General features: G+C 58.1%; 22 protein-coding genes. 9 read left to right on the top strand and 13 right to left on the bottom strand.

Annotated elements, in window-relative coordinates; translation table 11 throughout:
• Positions 1-324 precede the first annotated feature (324 nt).
• Positions 325-1,674: an NADP-specific glutamate dehydrogenase gene (gene gdhA / locus PZ897_RS14215; protein ID WP_275753128.1), complete on the top strand. Its 1,350-nt coding sequence runs from the start codon at positions 325-327 to the stop codon at positions 1,672-1,674.
• A gap of 66 nt (positions 1,675-1,740) precedes the next feature.
• On the opposite strand, the gene PZ897_RS14210 is transcribed toward gdhA, so the two are convergent.
• Positions 1,741-1,977 carry a hexameric tyrosine-coordinated heme protein gene (locus PZ897_RS14210; RefSeq protein ID WP_275753170.1) on the bottom strand — a complete coding sequence of 79 codons (237 nt, stop codon included), beginning with the start codon at positions 1,975-1,977 and terminating at the stop codon, positions 1,741-1,743.
• 379 nt (positions 1,978-2,356) lie between these two features.
• Here PZ897_RS14210 and PZ897_RS14205 point away from each other — a divergent pair, with 379 nt between their 5' ends.
• Positions 2,357-3,829, top strand: coding sequence for a catalase (locus PZ897_RS14205; protein ID WP_275753125.1), 1,473 nt, complete (start codon positions 2,357-2,359; stop codon positions 3,827-3,829).
• A 64-nt stretch (positions 3,830-3,893) separates the two neighbouring features.
• Here the strand turns inward: PZ897_RS14205 and PZ897_RS14200 are convergent, their stop codons facing one another.
• Positions 3,894-4,121 (bottom strand): hypothetical protein, encoded by a 228-nt coding sequence (locus PZ897_RS14200; protein WP_275753123.1) that lies wholly within the window; start codon positions 4,119-4,121, stop codon positions 3,894-3,896.
• A 71-nt stretch (positions 4,122-4,192) separates the two neighbouring features.
• On the opposite strand from PZ897_RS14200, the gene PZ897_RS14195 reads away from it, so the two are divergent.
• Together PZ897_RS14195 and PZ897_RS14190 are read left to right on the top strand one after the other, a co-directional pair.
• A complete protein-coding gene (locus PZ897_RS14195) occupies positions 4,193-4,600 on the top strand; it encodes a universal stress protein (RefSeq protein ID WP_275753121.1) in 408 nt (135 codons plus the stop codon).
• A 286-nt stretch (positions 4,601-4,886) separates the two neighbouring features.
• On the top strand, positions 4,887-5,750 hold the full coding sequence (locus PZ897_RS14190) for a universal stress protein (RefSeq protein WP_275753119.1): 864 nt from the start codon (positions 4,887-4,889) through the stop codon (positions 5,748-5,750).
• A gap of 65 nt (positions 5,751-5,815) precedes the next feature.
• Here the strand turns inward: PZ897_RS14190 and PZ897_RS14185 are convergent, their stop codons facing one another.
• Together PZ897_RS14185 and PZ897_RS14180 are read right to left on the bottom strand one after the other, a co-directional pair.
• The gene (locus tag PZ897_RS14185) at positions 5,816-6,427 is read right to left on the bottom strand and encodes a rhodanese-like domain-containing protein (protein WP_275753117.1); all 612 of its coding nucleotides are present in this window, start codon (positions 6,425-6,427) and stop codon (positions 5,816-5,818) included.
• A 333-nt stretch (positions 6,428-6,760) separates the two neighbouring features.
• Positions 6,761-7,720 (bottom strand): mechanosensitive ion channel family protein, encoded by a 960-nt coding sequence (locus PZ897_RS14180; RefSeq protein ID WP_275753116.1) that lies wholly within the window; start codon positions 7,718-7,720, stop codon positions 6,761-6,763.
• Between the two features lie 415 nt (positions 7,721-8,135).
• Between PZ897_RS14180 and PZ897_RS14175 the strand changes: the two genes are divergently transcribed.
• The 3 genes from PZ897_RS14175 (at position 8,136) to PZ897_RS14165 (ending at position 9,878) form a co-directional block, all read left to right on the top strand.
• On the top strand, positions 8,136-8,420 hold the full coding sequence (locus PZ897_RS14175) for a hypothetical protein (RefSeq protein WP_275753114.1): 285 nt from the start codon (positions 8,136-8,138) through the stop codon (positions 8,418-8,420).
• Between the two features lie 740 nt (positions 8,421-9,160).
• Entirely contained in the window at positions 9,161-9,460 is a 300-nt protein-coding gene (locus PZ897_RS14170) for a DUF1127 domain-containing protein (RefSeq protein ID WP_275753112.1), read from the top strand.
• A gap of 232 nt (positions 9,461-9,692) precedes the next feature.
• Positions 9,693-9,878 carry a hypothetical protein gene (locus tag PZ897_RS14165; protein ID WP_275753111.1) on the top strand — a complete coding sequence of 62 codons (186 nt, stop codon included), beginning with the start codon at positions 9,693-9,695 and terminating at the stop codon, positions 9,876-9,878.
• 375 nt (positions 9,879-10,253) lie between these two features.
• Here the strand turns inward: PZ897_RS14165 and mgtE are convergent, their stop codons facing one another.
• The 7 genes from mgtE to PZ897_RS14130 all read right to left on the bottom strand — a co-directional run bounded on the left by mgtE (position 10,254) and on the right by PZ897_RS14130 (position 15,752).
• Complete coding sequence (gene mgtE / locus PZ897_RS14160; protein WP_275753109.1) at positions 10,254-11,597, bottom strand: magnesium transporter; 1,344 nt, start codon at positions 11,595-11,597, stop codon at positions 10,254-10,256.
• 525 nt (positions 11,598-12,122) lie between these two features.
• Positions 12,123-12,665, bottom strand: a complete 543-nt coding sequence (locus tag PZ897_RS14155; protein ID WP_275753108.1) for a nucleoside-diphosphate kinase — start codon at positions 12,663-12,665, stop codon at positions 12,123-12,125.
• 149 nt (positions 12,666-12,814) lie between these two features.
• Positions 12,815-13,258, bottom strand: a complete 444-nt coding sequence (rnk, locus tag PZ897_RS14150) for a nucleoside diphosphate kinase regulator (RefSeq protein WP_275753107.1) — start codon at positions 13,256-13,258, stop codon at positions 12,815-12,817.
• A 539-nt stretch (positions 13,259-13,797) separates the two neighbouring features.
• Positions 13,798-14,643 (bottom strand): bifunctional allantoicase/(S)-ureidoglycine aminohydrolase, encoded by an 846-nt coding sequence (locus tag PZ897_RS14145; protein ID WP_275753105.1) that lies wholly within the window; start codon positions 14,641-14,643, stop codon positions 13,798-13,800.
• An 81-nt stretch (positions 14,644-14,724) separates the two neighbouring features.
• Positions 14,725-14,922, bottom strand: coding sequence for a cbb3-type cytochrome oxidase assembly protein CcoS (gene ccoS, locus PZ897_RS14140; protein WP_275753103.1), 198 nt, complete (start codon positions 14,920-14,922; stop codon positions 14,725-14,727).
• Positions 14,923-14,934: 12 nt separating this feature from the next.
• Complete coding sequence (locus PZ897_RS14135; protein ID WP_275753101.1) at positions 14,935-15,441, bottom strand: hypothetical protein; 507 nt, start codon at positions 15,439-15,441, stop codon at positions 14,935-14,937.
• Positions 15,442-15,464: 23 nt separating this feature from the next.
• Entirely contained in the window at positions 15,465-15,752 is a 288-nt protein-coding gene (locus tag PZ897_RS14130; RefSeq protein WP_275753099.1) for a DUF6522 family protein, read from the bottom strand.
• A 277-nt stretch (positions 15,753-16,029) separates the two neighbouring features.
• Between PZ897_RS14130 and PZ897_RS14125 the strand changes: the two genes are divergently transcribed.
• Positions 16,030-16,179, top strand: coding sequence for a hypothetical protein (locus PZ897_RS14125; protein ID WP_275753096.1), 150 nt, complete (start codon positions 16,030-16,032; stop codon positions 16,177-16,179).
• 158 nt (positions 16,180-16,337) lie between these two features.
• Entirely contained in the window at positions 16,338-16,805 is a 468-nt protein-coding gene (locus tag PZ897_RS14120; RefSeq protein WP_275753095.1) for an Rrf2 family transcriptional regulator, read from the top strand.
• 84 nt (positions 16,806-16,889) lie between these two features.
• Here the strand turns inward: PZ897_RS14120 and PZ897_RS14115 are convergent, their stop codons facing one another.
• The gene (locus PZ897_RS14115) at positions 16,890-17,096 is read right to left on the bottom strand and encodes a hypothetical protein (protein WP_275753093.1); all 207 of its coding nucleotides are present in this window, start codon (positions 17,094-17,096) and stop codon (positions 16,890-16,892) included.
• A 136-nt stretch (positions 17,097-17,232) separates the two neighbouring features.
• Entirely contained in the window at positions 17,233-17,931 is a 699-nt protein-coding gene (locus PZ897_RS14110; protein ID WP_275753091.1) for a GntR family transcriptional regulator, read from the bottom strand.
• Between the last annotated feature and the right edge of the window lie 4 nt (positions 17,932-17,935).

Below are 17,935 nucleotides of genomic sequence, written 5' to 3'. Positions count from 1 at the left end.
GTGAAGCTTGGTTCCGCCGATGTCGCGATCGGAAGACGAAGATCTGCGTTCGTGGACCAGCCATCGAAGCAGGGAAGAAGTTTTGACGCCGCCGGGGACCGGCGCAGAGGCCGATCCACTTCCTTTGCGCCTTCTCCAGTCGGAGTGGCAGTGTGAGGAAGTCATCGTCATTGCCTCTTTTGAAAGTGAAGGAAAGCGAGATTTAAACCAGGACGAGAGCGAATCTTGAAGCCTGCAATCGTGATAGCAATGCGGATCCACCATTGCGTTTGTCACAATCGTGCGCCAAACACATTCCAAACCGCAAGAAGAGGACTTACCCCGTTGAATGGAATTGATGAAAAACTACAACCTATCCTTGCCACCGTTCTGCACCGCAATGCCGGTGAGCCGGAATTTCACCAGGCGGTCCGCGAGGTGCTGGAAAGTCTGGGACGAGTTGTCGCGCGGCATCCCGAATATTCGGATGAGGCGCTGATCGAGCGGATCTGCGAACCGGAGCGGCAGATCATCTTTCGAGTTCCCTGGATCGACGACAACAACCAGGTGCGGATCAACCGCGGATTTCGCGTTCAGTTCAATTCGTCACTGGGCCCTTACAAGGGGGGCGTTCGCTTTCACCCGTCGGTCAATGTCGGAATCATCAAGTTTCTCGGTTTTGAACAGGTGTTCAAGAACGCGCTGACAGGTATGCCCATTGGCGGCGGCAAGGGCGGCTCGGATTTTGATCCGAAGGGGCGCTCGGACCGTGAAATCATGCGCTTTTGCCAATCCTTCATGATCGAACTGCACCGGCATATCGGCGAGTATGTCGACGTTCCTGCTGGTGATATTGGCGTCGGTGCGCGGGAAATCGGCTACATGTTCGGCATGTACAAGCGCTTGAACAATCGTTTCGAAGCCGGCGTTCTGACTGGCAAGGGCCTGGCCTACGGTGGATCGCGGGCGCGGAAAGAGGCGACCGGATTTGGTCTGGCCTATTTCGTGCAATCGATGCTTGAGAAGAAGGGCACCGATTTCGAAGGCAAGCGCTGCGTCGTCTCGGGTTCTGGCAATGTTGCCATCTATGCCATGGAGAAGATCCTGTCCTTCGGTGGCAAGATCGTCGCCTGCTCCGATTCCAGCGGCTACATTGTCGATGAAAACGGCATCGATCTCGAGCTTGTCAAGCAGATCAAGGAATCGCGACGCGCCCGGATTTCCGAATATGCGGATCTCAAAGGACAAGGCTGCACCTACGTAAAGTGTGGTTCGGTCTGGCAGGTTCCATGCGAGATCGCGTTGCCGTGCGCTACCCAGAACGAGCTGAACGGCACAGATGCCAAGGCGTTGGTCAAGAATGGTGTGATCGTCGTCGCTGAAGGAGCCAACATGCCATGCACCCCCGAAGCGGTGCAGCATTTCCGGTCCGCCGGTATCATGTTCGCTCCCGGCAAGGCCGCAAATGCGGGAGGTGTCGCCACATCGGCGCTGGAAATGCAGCAGAATGCAAGCCGCGACAGCTGGTCCTTTCAGAAGACGGAAGACCGGCTGGCCGAGATCATGCGCGGAATCCATGCGGCCTGTGATCAGACTGCAGAGGAGTTCGGTGCGCCGGGCGATTATGCTCTGGGGGCAAATATTGCCGGCTTCGTGCGCGTGGCGGATGCCATGCGGGCGATGGGCATCATCTGAACGAGGGCCAGCCGCCGCATGCGGGTGGCGGTTGTGTCGCGAATGGCGCAGGAATTACCAGCGGTGTTACGGTGCACCCTTCCAATAGCCATTGGCGGCTGCAACCGTGGCAAAATGGGTGGCGACGACCTGGCTGACTGCGATCAGCGAGTCGGCATCTTCGGCGTAGACCGGGCGCATGCGCTCGCGGGCTGCCGGGTCGGGTTGCGTCAGCTTGACAGCGACACGTGACAGTTTGACGGCCAGATCATACCCGTCTTGCGGGGTCTCGGTGATGAGGCTTGGGAGCCAGGTTGACATGATGTATCCTCTCTTTGTTGAGAAAACCGCGCCTGGCCACCGTCGCGCGGTGCACACAGGTAAGATCAACCTAGGGTGTAATCTTAGAGCCGGCAAGCAACTTGCACACGGCGGCGGGAAGCCTGGTGTTTCGGTGGCGGGTATCACTCACACCAGACATGGCTGACAAAGCCCGGTCACAGCATCGCCATCGCATGAGACTGGGGTGATGCGGCACATTGCAGCGATTGCGATGTGAACAACAGGTGGCTATTCCGGACACGTGCCGGGCATGGTATCTGGTACCCTTGGCAAAGGTGGATGGCCTTACTACCTTCAAGAGAACGGCACCCGATGGTGCCGATGAACGATGCGTGGCATTAAGCGTAATGGAGAAACGGACATGACAGATAAAGACAAGAAGCACGGTACTGGCTCAACGATGAGCACCGGTGCTCCGGCGGCAAGTGATCGCAACTCTCTGACGATCGGCCCCGATGGCCCAATCGTGTTGCACGATGTCCACTTTCTCGAGCAAATGGCGCATTTTAACCGTGAGAAGGTTCCGGAGCGCCAGCCGCATGCGAAGGGCTCGGGCGCCTTCGGGGTGTTCAAGACAACTGCGGACGTTTCTGCCTACACCAAGGCGTCCTTGTTCCAGAAGGGCGCATCCACGGATATGCTGGCGCGGTTTTCTACCGTGGCAGGGGAGTCCGGCAGCCCCGACACCTGGCGGGATGTCCGCGGCTTCTCGCTCAAGTTTTACACCGACGAAGGCAATTACGACCTGGTCGGAAACAACACGCCGATCTTCTTCGTTCGCGATCCGATGAAATTTCCACATTTCATCCGCAGCCAGAAACGCCTGCCCGACTCCGGCCTCCGCGACAACCACATGCAATGGGATTTCTGGACCAACAACCCCGAATCGGCCCACCAGGTAACCTATCTGATGGGGCAGCGCGGTCTGCCGCGGACATGGCGCAACATGAATGGCTATGGTTCGCACACCTATATGTGGATCAATGCCGCGGGCGAGAAATTCTGGGTGAAATACCATTTCCACACCCATCAGGGCATGGAGTTCTTCACCAACCAGGAAGCCTCGGCAATGTCAGGGGCGGACGCCGATTTCCATCGCCGTGACCTGTTCGATGCGATTGCGCGCGGTGAACATCCTGTCTGGACCATGTCGGTCCAGGTCATGCCTTATGCCGAGGCCAAGACCTATCGCATCAACCCGTTCGATCTGACCAAGACCTGGCCTCATGCGGACTATCCGTTGATCGAAGTCGGCACCATGACACTCAACCGCAACCCGGAGAACTTCTTCGCGCAAATCGAACAGGCTGCGTTCTCGCCGGGCAATACCGTGCCGGGAATTGGCCTGTCGCCGGACAAGATGCTGCTTGGCCGCGCCTTTGCCTATAATGATGCGCAGCGCAACCGGATTGGGACAAATTTCCATCAGTTGCCGGTCAACCGCCCGAAGGTGAAGGTCAACACCTATATGTTCGATGGCCAGATGGCCTATGAACACAGCGGCAATGCACCGGTCTATGCGCCCAACAGCGGCGACCGGAGCTGGGCGGACGAGACCGGTCCTGCCGAGGACAGGTGGGAAACGGACGGCGAGATGGTTCGCAGCGCGTATACGCTTCGTCCCGACGACGACGATTTTACCCAGCCGGGTATCCTGGTCCGCGAAGTCTTTAATGACGATCAGCGCGCCAAACTGGTTGAAACGGTCAGCGGCGCTCTGCTTGGCGGCGTGCGCTCCCCAGTGCTGGAGCGGGCATTCGATTACTGGAAGAGCATCGATCCGGATGTCGGGCGCCGTATCGAGGAACGTGTCCGGGCTGGTGCCGCCGCCTGATACAGGTCGCATTCAACGGGTTGGTTTGAGCGGCAGTAATCTGCCTGCCTCTTGCTGAAACGTTTCAGCGCCGCGCATCCAACTGGGTGCGCGGCGCTGTCGTGTGCCACAGGCGCGGTAAAGGCATGGTGGCGATCAGGGGTTTGAAACCGAAGGCAACCCTTGCGCCGATCCTTGCCGCGCCACGCCCGTCGACAGCGGACAAAGTGTAGATTGCCGCAACCTGGGGGATTGCTGGGTCATCCTGCTTGCGCAGGATCCAGGCAACGCTGCGTGCTTTGTTCCAAATCAAATCTTACCCCGCTCAGCAGGGTTAGATTGAGATGATCTCGCATCGGATCTGAAACACCGGAGAACACCAGAATGAAGCATATTATGGCTGCAATCGATGGCTCGGAGCCATCCTACCGTGCACTGGAACATGCCGCCACGCTGGCGAAAGCGGTTGGAGCGCAACTTTCGATACTCATCATTCGCGAGTTTATCGTGAGCCGCAAGGGTATTTATGATTTCCTCACTGAGGAGGAGGTCAAGGCAATTCAGGACAAGGCAAGAGAGATTGTTCTGGCAGCAGGTGACCCGGCGCGAAACTTCATTCTGGAGAAATCCAGGGACGCTGCCTTCAAGATTGTGGACGTTGCCATCGACAAGGGTGCGGACCTTATCGTGATGGGCGCGTCGGGAAAGGGTGGCTTCAAATCCTTTTTGATCGGCTCTGTGTCTCAGGAAGTACTGAGAAAATCCGCATGCCCGGTGACAATCGTCCATTGAGACAGTCGGGCAGAACGATGAGCGGCACGGCTCTTTCTGGCCAAGGCTGATCGCGTGCAGATTTCAAACTTTGCTTCTACACCGGGTGGCCACGTCAGCCCCTGAGACTGACGGCGATCACCGGGAGCGGCTGACGTCGTTCGCAGGGTCGCTAGCCCCTGTTTGTCAAGTTCGGGTTATACTAGCGTAATACAGATGTGGAAGGCAGACTGGGACAGGGTGTGACGTGGTGTAGCCTTGCTGAGATGACGCGGCTGGAGAGACCACCGCAGAAGGATTTGATGCGATGAAGAAACTCATGGTTGCAACGGATTTTTCCGAGCGGTCGGACAGGGCGCTGAGGCGCGCGACGTTGCTTGCGCGGCAGTTTGGGGCCACCATCACACTCATCCATGTCGTTGATGACGATCACCCGCGACGCATTGTCGATGCCGAGCACGCCGCCGCTTCAACCCTGTTGCAGCAGATGGCTGCAACGCTGCTGGAGGTCGATGGCGTCGAGTGCGAATCGCATGTTGTCCTGGCGTCACCCTTCGCCGGGATCATCGAGGCGGTTGAAAACATGAGGCCGGATCTGCTGGTGATCGGTCCGCACCGCAGACAGGTGCTCAAGGATGTCTTCATCGGCACCACCGCCGAGCGTCTTATCCGGCTGGTGAGCTGCCCGGTGCTGATGGTGAACGCGCCCCCCGCCGGACGCTATCGGCACGTGATGCAGACGACCGACCTGTCCGAGAGCTCTTGCGATGCGTTGCAACGCTTCCCCGCGCTCGGGATAGGCAAGGAGGCCCGAAACACCTTGCTCCATATTTTCAATGCGCCGGCGCTGCGGCTTGTGATGTCGCACGCCATGCCAAAGGGTGAGCGGGACCGTTATCTGGCGGATGAACAAAAAGCGGCGTCACGTGATCTGGAGGAGTTTGTCGTCACGGCAAAGCTCGGCAATGTCCTGCCAAAGGTCCGCTACGAGGCGGCAGTGACCCATCTCGAGATTCTGACGGCGGCGGAATCAGAAAAGGCAGACTTGATTGTGGTCTCGACCCATGGCCGGACAGGACTTGCCAAGCTGCTCATCGGCAGCGTCACAGAAAAAGTCCTGCTCAGCTCATCGATCGATGTGCTTGCAATTCCGCCGATGCGCAGCAAATGAAGTGTCTGGCGGCCATGAACTGATGCAGCATGTAGGCCGTCGTTTGAAAGCCTGTTTTGCACGCTCTATTCGTTCTTGCCGGTTACCGTGAGGCCGAGAATGCGCCAGCTCTGCATGCCGCCGCGATAGTAGAAGATGCGCTCGGCCGGGTAGCCTGCGGCGATCATTGCGCGAATGGCGGTCGGCGACTGGCCGCACCACAGGCCATTGCAGAACAAGGCCACGCGTTTTGCTTCGGCACAATCCCAGCCGTCGAAATCCGGCTCGCAGCCAAGCCGGGTAAGCCGGTCGCCCATCTCGGTGTATGGCAGATTAATGGCACCGGGAATCGTTCCGCCCTTAAACCAGTCGACGGTACGGCTGTCGACGACCAGCGCGGCCGGGTCGTTGAGCATTTCGATCAGCTCGACTTCTCCGATTGTCGTCACGCCTTCCGCCGGCGTAAATGGCTGGATGCAAAATGGGGGGCACGCCCGCGAGGTCCTGGCGAAATCACCCCTGATCTCGTGGTTCTGATCCTGGATGCGCCGGATCTCCACCGGTCCGTCGATGGTCTCGACTGTCACGCTTTGCATCTCCGATGTGATGCCGACCTCCAGATCCTCGGCGGCGGGCGAGCCTGCAAGCGCCATCAGCGCAACGCCAACAGCAACAAAACCCATTGCGACATGTCTCATCAGATGAACCTCCATAGAATCGGCAATATATAGCAGATTCGCGATATGATGTAGAGTCCGTGCTCGAACAGACGCTTTCGCGTCCGCCATCCTTCAGTGGAGGAATGGAAAGGCAGAAATCCGCATCGACTGGAAGGTGTTCTGATTTGGCCTAGTCTAAATGGTGCGTGCTGAAGTAAAATATTTGGTTTATTGATGTAACGGAGTGCCGATTGCCGGCAGATTAATGCAGATTATGTGTTGAGAGCTTGAGTCCTTTTCCTGGCTAGGTTGCTTATATTTGGGATACATCGTCTTGTTACCCTGTTCCGGGGGGTGAAGTTGCCGATGAGTTCAGGGCTTCGGCATCGGAGCGTTGGGAAACGGGTGCAGGATCGCTGGTGGCTGATCAGTGGCGCGTGCCGCGTCAGTGGCTGTTTCTGTATTCATCAGTTCTATCCTGCGACGGGGGGCAGTTGTCCCAGCGCGGCGTAACGCATCGTCAACGAGACCGTACACTTCATCACGGCAATCGATATCCCTGTCGAACCGGGACAACCAGTAACGCACGGCATAGATGATGCCGACATCCTCATACGCGAAAACACGCACGTCAGGCGCTGGATCGTGCTGGATCAGTTTCGCCTCACGCACGGCACCAAGCAAAATCTTGCGGGCCTGCTCGATCGGCATCGTGTGGTCGAGCGTGATGGTAACCTGGGCGCGGTAATGGGGTTTGGGCGCGGAGTAATTGGTGATGCGCTGCCGGGCGATCTGGCTGTTGGGCAAGATAAGATACATTGAATCCCGGGTAAGGACCCGCGTCGTGCGCCATCCAATTTCCACGACCTTGCCGCGCGCCAGACCGTCAATGTCGACCCAGTCGCCGATGCGAAACGGGCCTTCGATTCCGAGCGCCACGCCAGACAAAGTATCGGCCACGACGTTCCTGATGGCGAAGCCCAGCATAGCGAGCACGAGTCCGGAGCCCGCGAGTGCGCCGAATGCGCCCTGTCCCATGAACAAGGAGGTGGTTCCGACGAACGCGACCAGAAAGAGGATGGCTGCAATGATGTCGTTGAGCAAACGCGGGTAGGGTCGGCTGCGTGTCCCTGCCCTGTCCAAGGCCATGGCGAACACCCGGCTGACAAGCCAAGCGGCCGCAAAATATGCCAGGGCTTTCAGGCCGAGCGAAACCGTCTCATCGAGTTCAAAATATCTGGTGAGGTCGGCGCGGAACAACACGAGGGCCAGGCTGAGAACCAGGGAGACACTTGGCCAGGCCAGGCGTCTGATGTGCTGCTTCGCGGTCATGGCCTCTGACCTCCCGGCAACCCCGCGCCGGGTCTGGCGAAACTTGGGACGGTGCAGGACGGGCATTGTCCCGCGTGGGCGCGGGGGATAAGGGCATTGCAACGGAGACAGACGCTCGTGGCGCCGAAACCGGTTTGCGACACCGGCGCACGGCAGAACGGGCACCGGTGCGAGGCAGCGCGGGGCAGGGTTTCATAGCAGTTGGCACAATTGATGCGGGTGATGGAAGGGATCATCTGAGTTGCTCCGGATATAAGCTGTTCGTGGCACGGATTGTTTTGCCCGAAGGAAGCTACATGACCGGGTCAGGTCACAGGTGTCTTCCTTCGGGTTCGGCATGTGCGGTCGCGGCCGCCCAGGCAGGTATGTGCATGGTCAATTCGCGTTCCTCCAACGATCAAGGATCGTGCCAGCAATGCTCAATGCCGCCGCTGATCTGGACCTGCTGCGTCTGTTCCAGTCACGATCAGCTGCCATGTCCGGGTTCAAGGGGGACACGGCGATCAGGCGAATCACCGGAGCCGGCCAGCAAGGCTTTTTGGCGCTTATGTGCGCCGATAATGTGGTCGGGAGGAGGCCGGCTGAGACCGGACCGGTCGTCACGCCATCGCACTCGCCTTGTTTGATGGATGAGAGATCCACCCTGCTGATGCGGCTCACGCCCTGCATCGGGCACTGTGTTGTGATCGCTTCTGACTGAGGCAACAATTTTTTCTCGCAAATATGGCAGGCCGCGGCTTGGCGGCAGACTGAAATTACTCTGTGATGAACCCGTTTCCGTTGCGGATCGAGTGAGGCTGCGCCGTCCACGGCCGCCGGGCAAAGCCAAGCTCAAGATGCGCAAATCGCGCAAGGCTTGAGCCGCTGATACCTTTCGTCGGCCGAACAGGTCGTCAGGTGGTCATTCTCACGATAAGCAGACGGGTCCCGGAAATGTGGCAGGCAGTGATCTACCTAATCCGTCCCGAAAAGAGAGCGGATCAGCAGGAGAAACCGAATCTGATCAACGTGTGCCAACATGACTCTATAGCTAGGTACGGGGCATGCGTTAGTCAATTGTCGGAAGTGATTGAGTGCCTCGCAGGGCCTGGATCGCTGGATTTGGGTCAGCAGCACCATCTCCTGTGACGTAAAGCCGCAACTCGATTTTGCGCCATTGAAAGACCGCAATTCGATGGCCAGATCCTATGCATGATGATGTTCAGACTTCATAAGAAGTTCTTGCTTTCAGCAGGACAACTCCTGAACCGCCGGTAGCCCCGAGCGGGCCGGGCGTATTGCGCCTGTCCATGTCTCGGGGTTTTGCCCGATCTCATAACGATCACACTACATGACAAAGGCAATTGCGCGCCCTGCGGCAGTGATGACGGGTATCCGTTCCTCCTGCGCTGGCCTGCAATGCTGTGTCCCGGTTTCAGCCATTCAGGACTGGAGGATATCATGTCCATTTATCTCACACGCCAAATGCTCGATCCCAATTTCAAGCCTCAAGAGCCGCGCGCACGGCTGGCAATCTTCCGCAGGTTGTTCCGGCTTGTTCTCCGCAGGTGGAGACGCCGCAAGATGATCGCGGCGCTGGATGCGCTTGATGACCGGTTGCTTCGCGACATCGGCATCTACCGCGGAGACATCAAACATCTTGTAAAGCAGTTTGATGATCGCGAGTTGCGAATGGCTCCGGTGAGCCCCGCGCAGCCAGCCCCCGTGCTGGATGATGAGGGGTTCAGGCAAGCTGCATGACAGCCGTCTCCGGCCTGGTCGCACCGTCGGATTTCGGCACCGCGACCGCCCCTCACCATTCCATTGACCAATCCAGACACGGGAGTCTCGCACCATGATGCTTTGTAAAGCAGATTTCGAAAACTTGTTTCCTGAATCGTTTGCTCCGGACCAGGCAAATGACACGCAAACCGCTGCACCACAGTCAAACGCCGCCTGCATCGCACGCTGGGAGGATGATGGAGGCCTCGTCTTGGACGAGGAGTCCGCGCCCGTTTCATTTGCCAGCACGCCAGCCGGTGTGGCCATCGCCATGGCGGATCCGGCGCGAGCAGGACTTGCATTTGCTGCCACGACTGCCGCAGCGACCCATGTCGTGGCTTCGAGCTTGCTTGCGACCTACGATCAGATGATGGACGCTCGGGACATCAACGCATGATACGGGCATCCTGATGCCGATCGCCTCAACCGTGCTGCGGAGGCTGCCTGGCAATTGCGAACAGCATCCTTGCGGCAGTTGGTATGGTTCCACAGGATGATGCGGTGTTGGCGCGCACCGGGAACCAGCGTGCTGCAGACCGCTCGCCGAGAATGCTGATGCGCAGGACACGCCGGTCAAAGTGCCGACCTGATTGCACCGGGTTTCGGGCCCGCCGGTCTGCTCCGGCGGGCACAGACAGCCAGCGTCACCCGACGCCCGTTGCGTGATGCTGGCTGCGATGTCCTGATCCATCGCCCTTGCCCGGCCCTGACCTGATCCTACCGCGTTCAACTGGATCCGTCCGAACGCCAAAGCAAATGCATCAGCTCAATGTCAGATCGCGAGCACCAGTGTCGCGATCGAAAAATAGATCAGCACACCCACACCATCTGAAATCGTCGTGACCAGCGGCCCGCTAGCTGTGGCCGGATCGAGCCGTAAACGGCTGAGCAAAAATGGCAACGACATACCGACAAGGCTACCAATGATAACCACCATGAACATAGTCAACCCGACCGTCAAAGCGATTTCCGCTCCCCCGCGGACCGCGCCAAGCGGCAAGACAACCAGAGCCATAGTTGCGCCCAGCGCCGAAGCGACAACGAGCTCGCGCAGGATAAGGTTTCGCCAATCCTTCAAGGCCACATCTCCAGTCGCCAGCGCGCGCACCATCAATGTGGCCGACTGTGATCCGGCATTGCCGCTGCTGTCGATCAAAAGCGGCAGGAAGAACACAAGCGAGACATAGGCGAGTATCGTCTCTTCGAAATAGGCAATGCCCGCGCCGGAAAACAGATTGCCGAACACAAGCAGTGCCAACCAGACGATACGCTTGGAATAAAGGATGCCGATTCCGGCTTCGCGCAGGTTCTGGGTGAATGGCAGTACCGTCGATATCTTCTGGAAGTCTTCCGTCGTCTCAGCCTGCATTGCGTCGGCCGCATCGTCATGCGTAACGATCCCCAACAACCTGCCGTCCGCATCGGTCACCGGCAATGCGAGAATGTCATAGCGGGCGATTGTCTTTGCAACATCTTCCCGGTCCATGGTGACAGGAACGGAAATCGGCGACTGATCCATAATGTCGCCAATCAAGGCATCGTCCACCGCCAGGATAAGCTCGTGCAACCTGAGTGACCCGATCAGGCGGCCGGTGCCATCGAGAATATAAGAGCGATAGATCGTCTCGGTATTCGGTGCCTGGCGGCGCAGTTCCGCGATCGCTTCCTGGGTTGTCATGTCTGCCCCGAGGGTCGCATAATCCGTTGTCATGATTGCACCGGCGGTGTCTGCATCATGCGCGGAAAGACGGCGTATGTTTTCGCGCTCTTCATCAGCGAGGTGCTGCGCAAGACGGTGCTGTTCAACCGGGGTCAGAAGGTTGAAAAAGTCCACGCGGTCGTCTGTTTCCATCTGGGTAACGATTTCGGCCAGGTCTTGCGGTGAAACTTCCGCTGCCAAGTCTGCCTGGAGCTCCGGGGACAGGTGTGAAAACACGAGTGCGCGCCGTGCCAGATCCATGTCTGCAATGAGGGACCAGATCTCCGAACGCGGCAGTTGGCCAAGCCAATCCGCCAGATCGACAGGATGGGCTGTGGCAACGAATTCCGTGATAATATCAGCCGGGGCGTTGATTGACGGCGTGCTTCGGTTTGGAAACTGGTCTGCATTTTTCATAAGGGCAGTCCTCCTACGGCAAGCCAGGTTTTGCAATGGCGCTTCGGGCAGCCGGAATCAAGACCTTAGTTCGTGGGAGAACCTGTCGGACAGAGATGATGAACAAACCTGGCGGACTTAATTCGTTTGACATCAGCGCCACCCCTTCGATTGGCTGCGCCTTTGTCGCCGTAAGCCGTTGAAACAAAGCATGTGTGGTCGTGTTTACAAGACTGCACCTGGTTGCGGAAGCCTTAGGCTCCGGCTCCTCCAATCCACATGAATTTGCCACCGATGCCCGGGATTTGCCGATGAAGACCAACGGGAGATACGAAGTTCCAGTGCCGGGTGGGGAGAGATGCAGATGAACGATGGCCTTGCATGGCGCGATTTCCGCTGATCACGTCCGTGATCAGAGGGGCCGGCAAGCTATCACCTAATGCGGGCCGGCATGTCATGGATTGATACGGGCACGGCGATGGTGAGTTGCGCGTTCAAGGCAGTCCAGTTGAACGCAACAGGCCTTCGCGGGGGCAACGAGCGTGGCTAGGCAGCCGACGGGCCGGGATCATCATCGAATCCTCCGGGGTCGGTATGGGGCTTAGGGGCCTGGTCGGTGAGGGTGCCTCCTACCAGCCTGAGAAATGGTTTGGGTTGCGCCGGCTTGGCGACAGCCTCGACGGCTTCCTTCTCTTGTCTTGGCATAGCTGGCTGGTGCAAGACCTTTTCGAGGAGAACACGCTCCTCGATACCTTCCTTGTTGAGGAAGGAAAAACCATGGCCTTCGGCAAGGCCGAGCAGCGCCAGCCCGCGCAGGTTTGTGACTGGCAAATACATGCTGGCAGGTGATTCCGAACGGGCGCTCGAGATAATTCTTGTGTCCCTGTCGCGGCCATCGACGGAGAAGGTGACGCGGCTGTTCAGGGTGGCGACGTTGCCGGGAACGTCGCTGTGAGCCATCACAAGCGCCGACTCTATCTTCCTCTTGAGGATAGATGCGAGCGGATCGTCTGCGCCTTGGCAGCGGCCGCGCAAGAACTCGAGGACGGTGAAGTCAACGTTGGTCAGGATGCAGATTTCGTTCGACATCGCAGGTCTCCATCGCTCCATATTGAGGAGCGTTGTCGTGGTGAAACAGATTGGAGATTCCCCTGGCCGCAGATGGCGGCACAGGGGCTACGAGCCTGCGATGAGGCAACCTCGGAACATGGAGATGCCGCAGGGAAGCAGAGCTCGTGTCATGGTTTTACCTCCGCGGATTCGGAAGTTGTGGAATTGCCGCTCGGCGGGGTCACGCTTTCCACGGTCAAGCGATGGACGCGCCCGTCTCGCGCGGTCCAGTCGATAGATTGTCCCGCCGAGAGGCCGATCAGCGCGGTGCCTATCGGCGTGAAGATCGATATCCGGTTCTTGGCAATATCCGCTTCGCCCGGGAAAACCAGCGTCACGGACCTGTCTTCACCGAGATCGCTGGTGAAGCGCAAGCTGGATCCCATGCGCACGATGTTGCTTGAAATCCTGCCGTCGGCCACGATGCGCGCCCGGTCGAGCTCGACGAAGAGCTGATCAGCTACGAAGGATGTCTTGGCGGGCAGGGTCTCAGCGAGCTTCGACAGCCGTTCATGATCCGAGCGGGTCATGGTGATTGCGGGCTTGTGTACTCTTTTGGTGCTGGGAGCCATTGGCTGACCTCATCGCTGTAAATTGAGCTGCATGCACGCTATTGGCGTCACCACAGTTGAAATGAATTGTCTGGAGCGGATTGTCTTGATCAGGCTTGGGGTCACTGCACTACGAGCAGTTTAGCCCACGCGCTTCGCCCGGGGCGCTGCGAACCGGGGCTCAGGTGCCTCCAATAGGGCATAGCCTGTAAAGAGTTGGAAACTGTCGTCTGGTCGCATGCATAAGTTGAATCCTGATCCTTTGGAAATCAAAAGTCAAGCTATCCAGCGGGCAGAGATCGGGGAGGCGAGACCGGCCAGGGGTTGATCCAGGAGTGAGCGGAATTGCTCACCCCTGTGAAGGTTTGCGAGACCTTACAGCCCCTGTAATGCGGCAACGACGTCCCGAGACACCGCTTCGACCGAAAGCCCGAATCCTGTCTCGAGATCCGGAGTCAGGAAGGCGGCCGAGCGGCAAATCCAATGTCTGTCGCGTTCAAACGGCTTGATAGGATCGACAAGCGACATGCATGGATTGAAAGGGCGAAAGCACCCCCATCCTATCGGGTGCGCGGCGCTGTCACCGGTGGTCGCAGACTCATGTGTCGATTGACATCCTTATAGAGAAGATAGCGAAAATTTCCCGGGCCTCCGGCATAACAGGCTTGCGGGCAGAATGCCCTTAACCACATGTAATCCCCGGCTTCCACCTCGACCCAGTCCTGATTGAGCCGGTAGACGGCTTTGCCCTCCAGGACGTACAATCCGTGTTCCATCACGTGAGTTTCGGCGAACGGAATGACGGCTCCCGGCTCCAACGTCACGATCGTCACATGCATGTCATGCCGGAGATCATCGGGATCGACAAACCGGGTCGTGGCCCATTTGCCATCTGTCTTGGGCATGACGGTCGGCGCTATGTCGTTTTCATTGGCGATCAACACATCAGGTGTTTCAAGCCCATCCACCGCCTCGTAATACTTCCTGATCCAGTGAAAAATCAGGTTTTCTGATCCCCGGTTGTGCAATTTCCAGTCGGTTTGGGGCGGCAAGTAGGCATACCCGCCCGGCTGCAGGTCGTGGCGTTGACCATTGACCTCGAGAGAGCCCGCCCCCTCCACCACGAACAGGACTGCTTCCGCCCCGGGATCTGATTCCGGCCGGTCGGAGCCGCCACCAGGTGCCACCTCCATAATGTATTGTGAGAATGTCTCGGCAAAGCCGCTCAAGGGGCGCGACAATACCCACAATCGGGTTTTCTCCCAGAACGGCAAAGAGCTGGTGACGATATCCTGCATCGTGCCTTTGGGGATGACGGCATAGGCCTCGGTAAACACTGCCCGGTCAGTGAGAAGTTGGTCCTGGCTCGGGTGGCCCCCGCGAGGCACGAAATATTTGGACGACATTTTGGCTCCAGAGATAGAGTGCGATTGATGCATTTTGAGCGCGCAGCGGGATTCTTACCAGCCGCTCTTTGGAAACAGGACCTATCGGGAAGCGTTGGAGATGACAAACACGGAATTGATGGCAGTCTGAAGTGAGAGCTTTTTCCCGGCAGCAACTGGCGTTGCATTCGGGAGCAGGACCCGCACGGCAGCGCCATCAAGACCCTCATACTGATTTGTGTGAAGGCTCCACAGAAATGCGGCCAGCGCGATCAGGCCAAGGCCTATCGAAATCGTCATGGGCGGGCTTGCTCATTCAGATCGTGTTTCCGCATTCGTTGCTGTCAGTTGCCGCAGCAGGTGAGCCGACAGCGCCACGAGAAGGACAGCCTTCAGCGTTTCAATGCCGACATAGAAAAAATGATACCAGCCAGCCGGTGCCGCCGTTCCGGAAAGGATGATTTCGACCCGCTCATCAAGAACAGGCAACAGCCAGACTGTCTCGACAACCACAATCGTGATCAGTGCCGCGCCGAGAATGGTGGAGAGTGCCCTGCGGTTGCAGGCAAGAATGGAAAGGGTCAGCAGCATGGCCATGCCCAACTCGATTTTCGAGAACAGTGCAAACGTCGCTCTGCCGATTTCAAGCGCTACCGGCAGGCTGAGCGAGGGGGCCTGAAATTTCACCGGCGTGGCGATGAACGAAACTCCGAGAACCAGGCCGAGCCAGAGAATGGTGACAAAGGCAGCGACCGCTTCCGGCAGTCTCGGTCTGGCTGCGGCGCCGTGTCGAGATGTACGAATGTTGTGGTGCGTCATTGTTTTGTTGACCTCCGGCAAGCTCACGCACCAGGCCGATGCATTGCCCGCGGCAGCGGCATGTCGCCAAAATCGACAATCGACCGCGCCCGAATTTCACCTGATGCGGCCACTTGCAAACGGAGGCGGCGGCCTTGGTAGAAGAAACTCAGGCGATGCTCGCCCGCATGTTCGTCGATTCCTGCCTCAGACAGGCTGGTGATCGCGCCTTCGCGCATCAGCCTCGGAACTTCGGCCGGCGCGACGTTGAGCAATGGTCCGACAATGGCTGCATCAATGACAATGCCGCCATCTTCAAACTCGATCTTCATGGCAAGCCTCCATCGGTGCCGAAGCAGATTGGGGAGGCAAGACGGTCCGCGCCGGTGTCCGGCTTTGCCAGTTTGTCTGCCTCATCCAGCATTTGCAATGTTCCCGCTTAAAGATGCATTGTCAATATATCTATTATGATCTAGGTTTCTGCTTACGGTTCCTTGGCCGGTATGGGCCGTAACCTGATGCGATGAAACGACGTGAACCAAATTGGTGAGACAGTCGTGAGCTCGGTGCAAGCCCGAGACGGTGAACATGGATGAAGGATGCCAAAACATGCCCGAACCCGAAGACAAGACCGAAGCAACCGAACCGGTCACCTATGAAACGCGCGATATCGACCCTGACAACACGCTTTTGCCGATGCTGATCGGCGGTCTTGTGCTGGTGGTGCTGGGCGCAATCGTGGTGATGACGTTCGTGTGACGGCTGCTGGGGTGGACGCTGCCTCGTCCCATATGCGCGCTTATAGCAGCGCTGTGACGATCGTGCCTCGAGAGGTGCAGCAGTCGCAACTCGTGACCAGGCCATGTTCGTCGCTGTCCGCTTCGGCAGACAACGGCTTATCGAGACTGAGGACTTTCATGAAACTGACCACTTTTACCGATTATGCCTTGCGCGTGCTTCTTTATGCGGGAGCTGCGGGCGACAGGCTGGTGACGATCGAAGAGACCGCCCGGATCTACGGGATTTCGCAAACCCATCTCATGAAAGTCGTCAACCTGCTGACCAAAGCCGGATATCTGCGCGGGGTGCGCGGTCGCTCGGGTGGTTTCACACTGGCCCGTCGCCCCGAAGAGATCAATCTTGGCGCCGTTATCCGGACGACGGAAACGGATTTTTCGCTGGTCGAGTGCTTCACCCCGGCCAATCAATGCCTGATCTCAAACCGCTGCCGGTTGCCCCGGTTGCTGAACCAGGCGTTGGCTGCCTTCATAACCACATTCGATGCCTATACCTTGGCCGAGATCATGCTTTCGGAACAGGATTTTGCTCTGCCGGCGCCGGCCATCGCCGGACCTGCCGCGACAGTGCCAAAGTCATCAGACTAATGCATGCCGCGCAAAGCTGTGCAGCGGTTTTGCGACAACGACATGCATGTGCCCGGCGCAAGTGCAAACAGCAGGGGTCGCGCATCAGTTCTCGCGTTGGTTCAGCAAGGCGTTGATCACCAACTCGCGTCCTTCGCGGTTGATGCCGACTCCCCGCGGCCGCCGCTCCGCCAGCCCGAATTCAATCAAGCGTTCGGCCATGGCGGGTTGCAGCGCGGGGTAGGGGCCGCGGTTCAGCCGTTTGAGCGCTGTTTGTTCGCTTTCGTCCAGATCGCTCCAGATGAGGGCCAAGTTTCCCGCTCCCAGTGATTGCCGATGAGGATGGGCATCACGATGAACGACTTTCCAGGTCATTTCAAATCAGGATTCTTGCGTCATGGATGCAATAAAATCGTTTGGCTCTGATCGGAGCTGTCTTTGCGTGCGATCAAACCAGGGTTGTTTCCTGGGCTGCAGTGGCTTTTCTGAGCCATTTCAGCACTGAATCCTGCTTGTTCTTCATGTGCCGCGCCAGAACCTGGCTCAATCGCTTGCCATCGCGCGCTTCGAGCGACTGGATAATCTGCTCGTGCTCCTTGACGGCGTCGGCCCAGCGTTCCTCCGACAGATTTGCTGCGTAGCGGGCCCTTTGCATCCGCGCTGACAGCACCTGGCAGGCATTTGTCAGGCTGTGGTTTTTTGCGGCCAGAAGAATCGCCCGGTGGATTTTCTGGTTGGTCTTGAAATACTCCGCCAGATTTCTGTCGCGGTAGCTGTCCATCATCTGGTCGTGAAGCCGGCGGACATGGCTGAGCTCCGCATCGGTGATGTTGGCGCAGGCAAGTTCCCCCGACAGCGCCTCGAGAGCACCCAGGATTGGAAACACTTCCTCGACTTCTTCCACAGTGACCACCGTCACCCAGGCGCCACGATTGGGCTCCAGCCGGACAAGGCCTTCGGCCGCCAGGACCTTGAGGGCTTCGCGCATCGGCGTGCGCGACACCCCAAAGCGTTCGCACAGATCCCTTTCGGGCACCTTGTCCCCGGGTTCCAATTGCCTTTCGACAATGAGTGGGCGAATGCGCTCCACCAATTCGAGATGGAGTGACCTTCGTTCAATTACATTGGTATCAGTCATTGCGGTCATTTGG

The organism is Hoeflea sp. YIM 152468 (assembly GCF_029210485.1).
Classification (GTDB): Bacteria; Pseudomonadota; Alphaproteobacteria; order Rhizobiales; family Rhizobiaceae; genus Hoeflea.
Note: the sequence above shows the minus strand (reverse complement) of the source record. Positions and strands in the feature narration are given on the sequence as shown.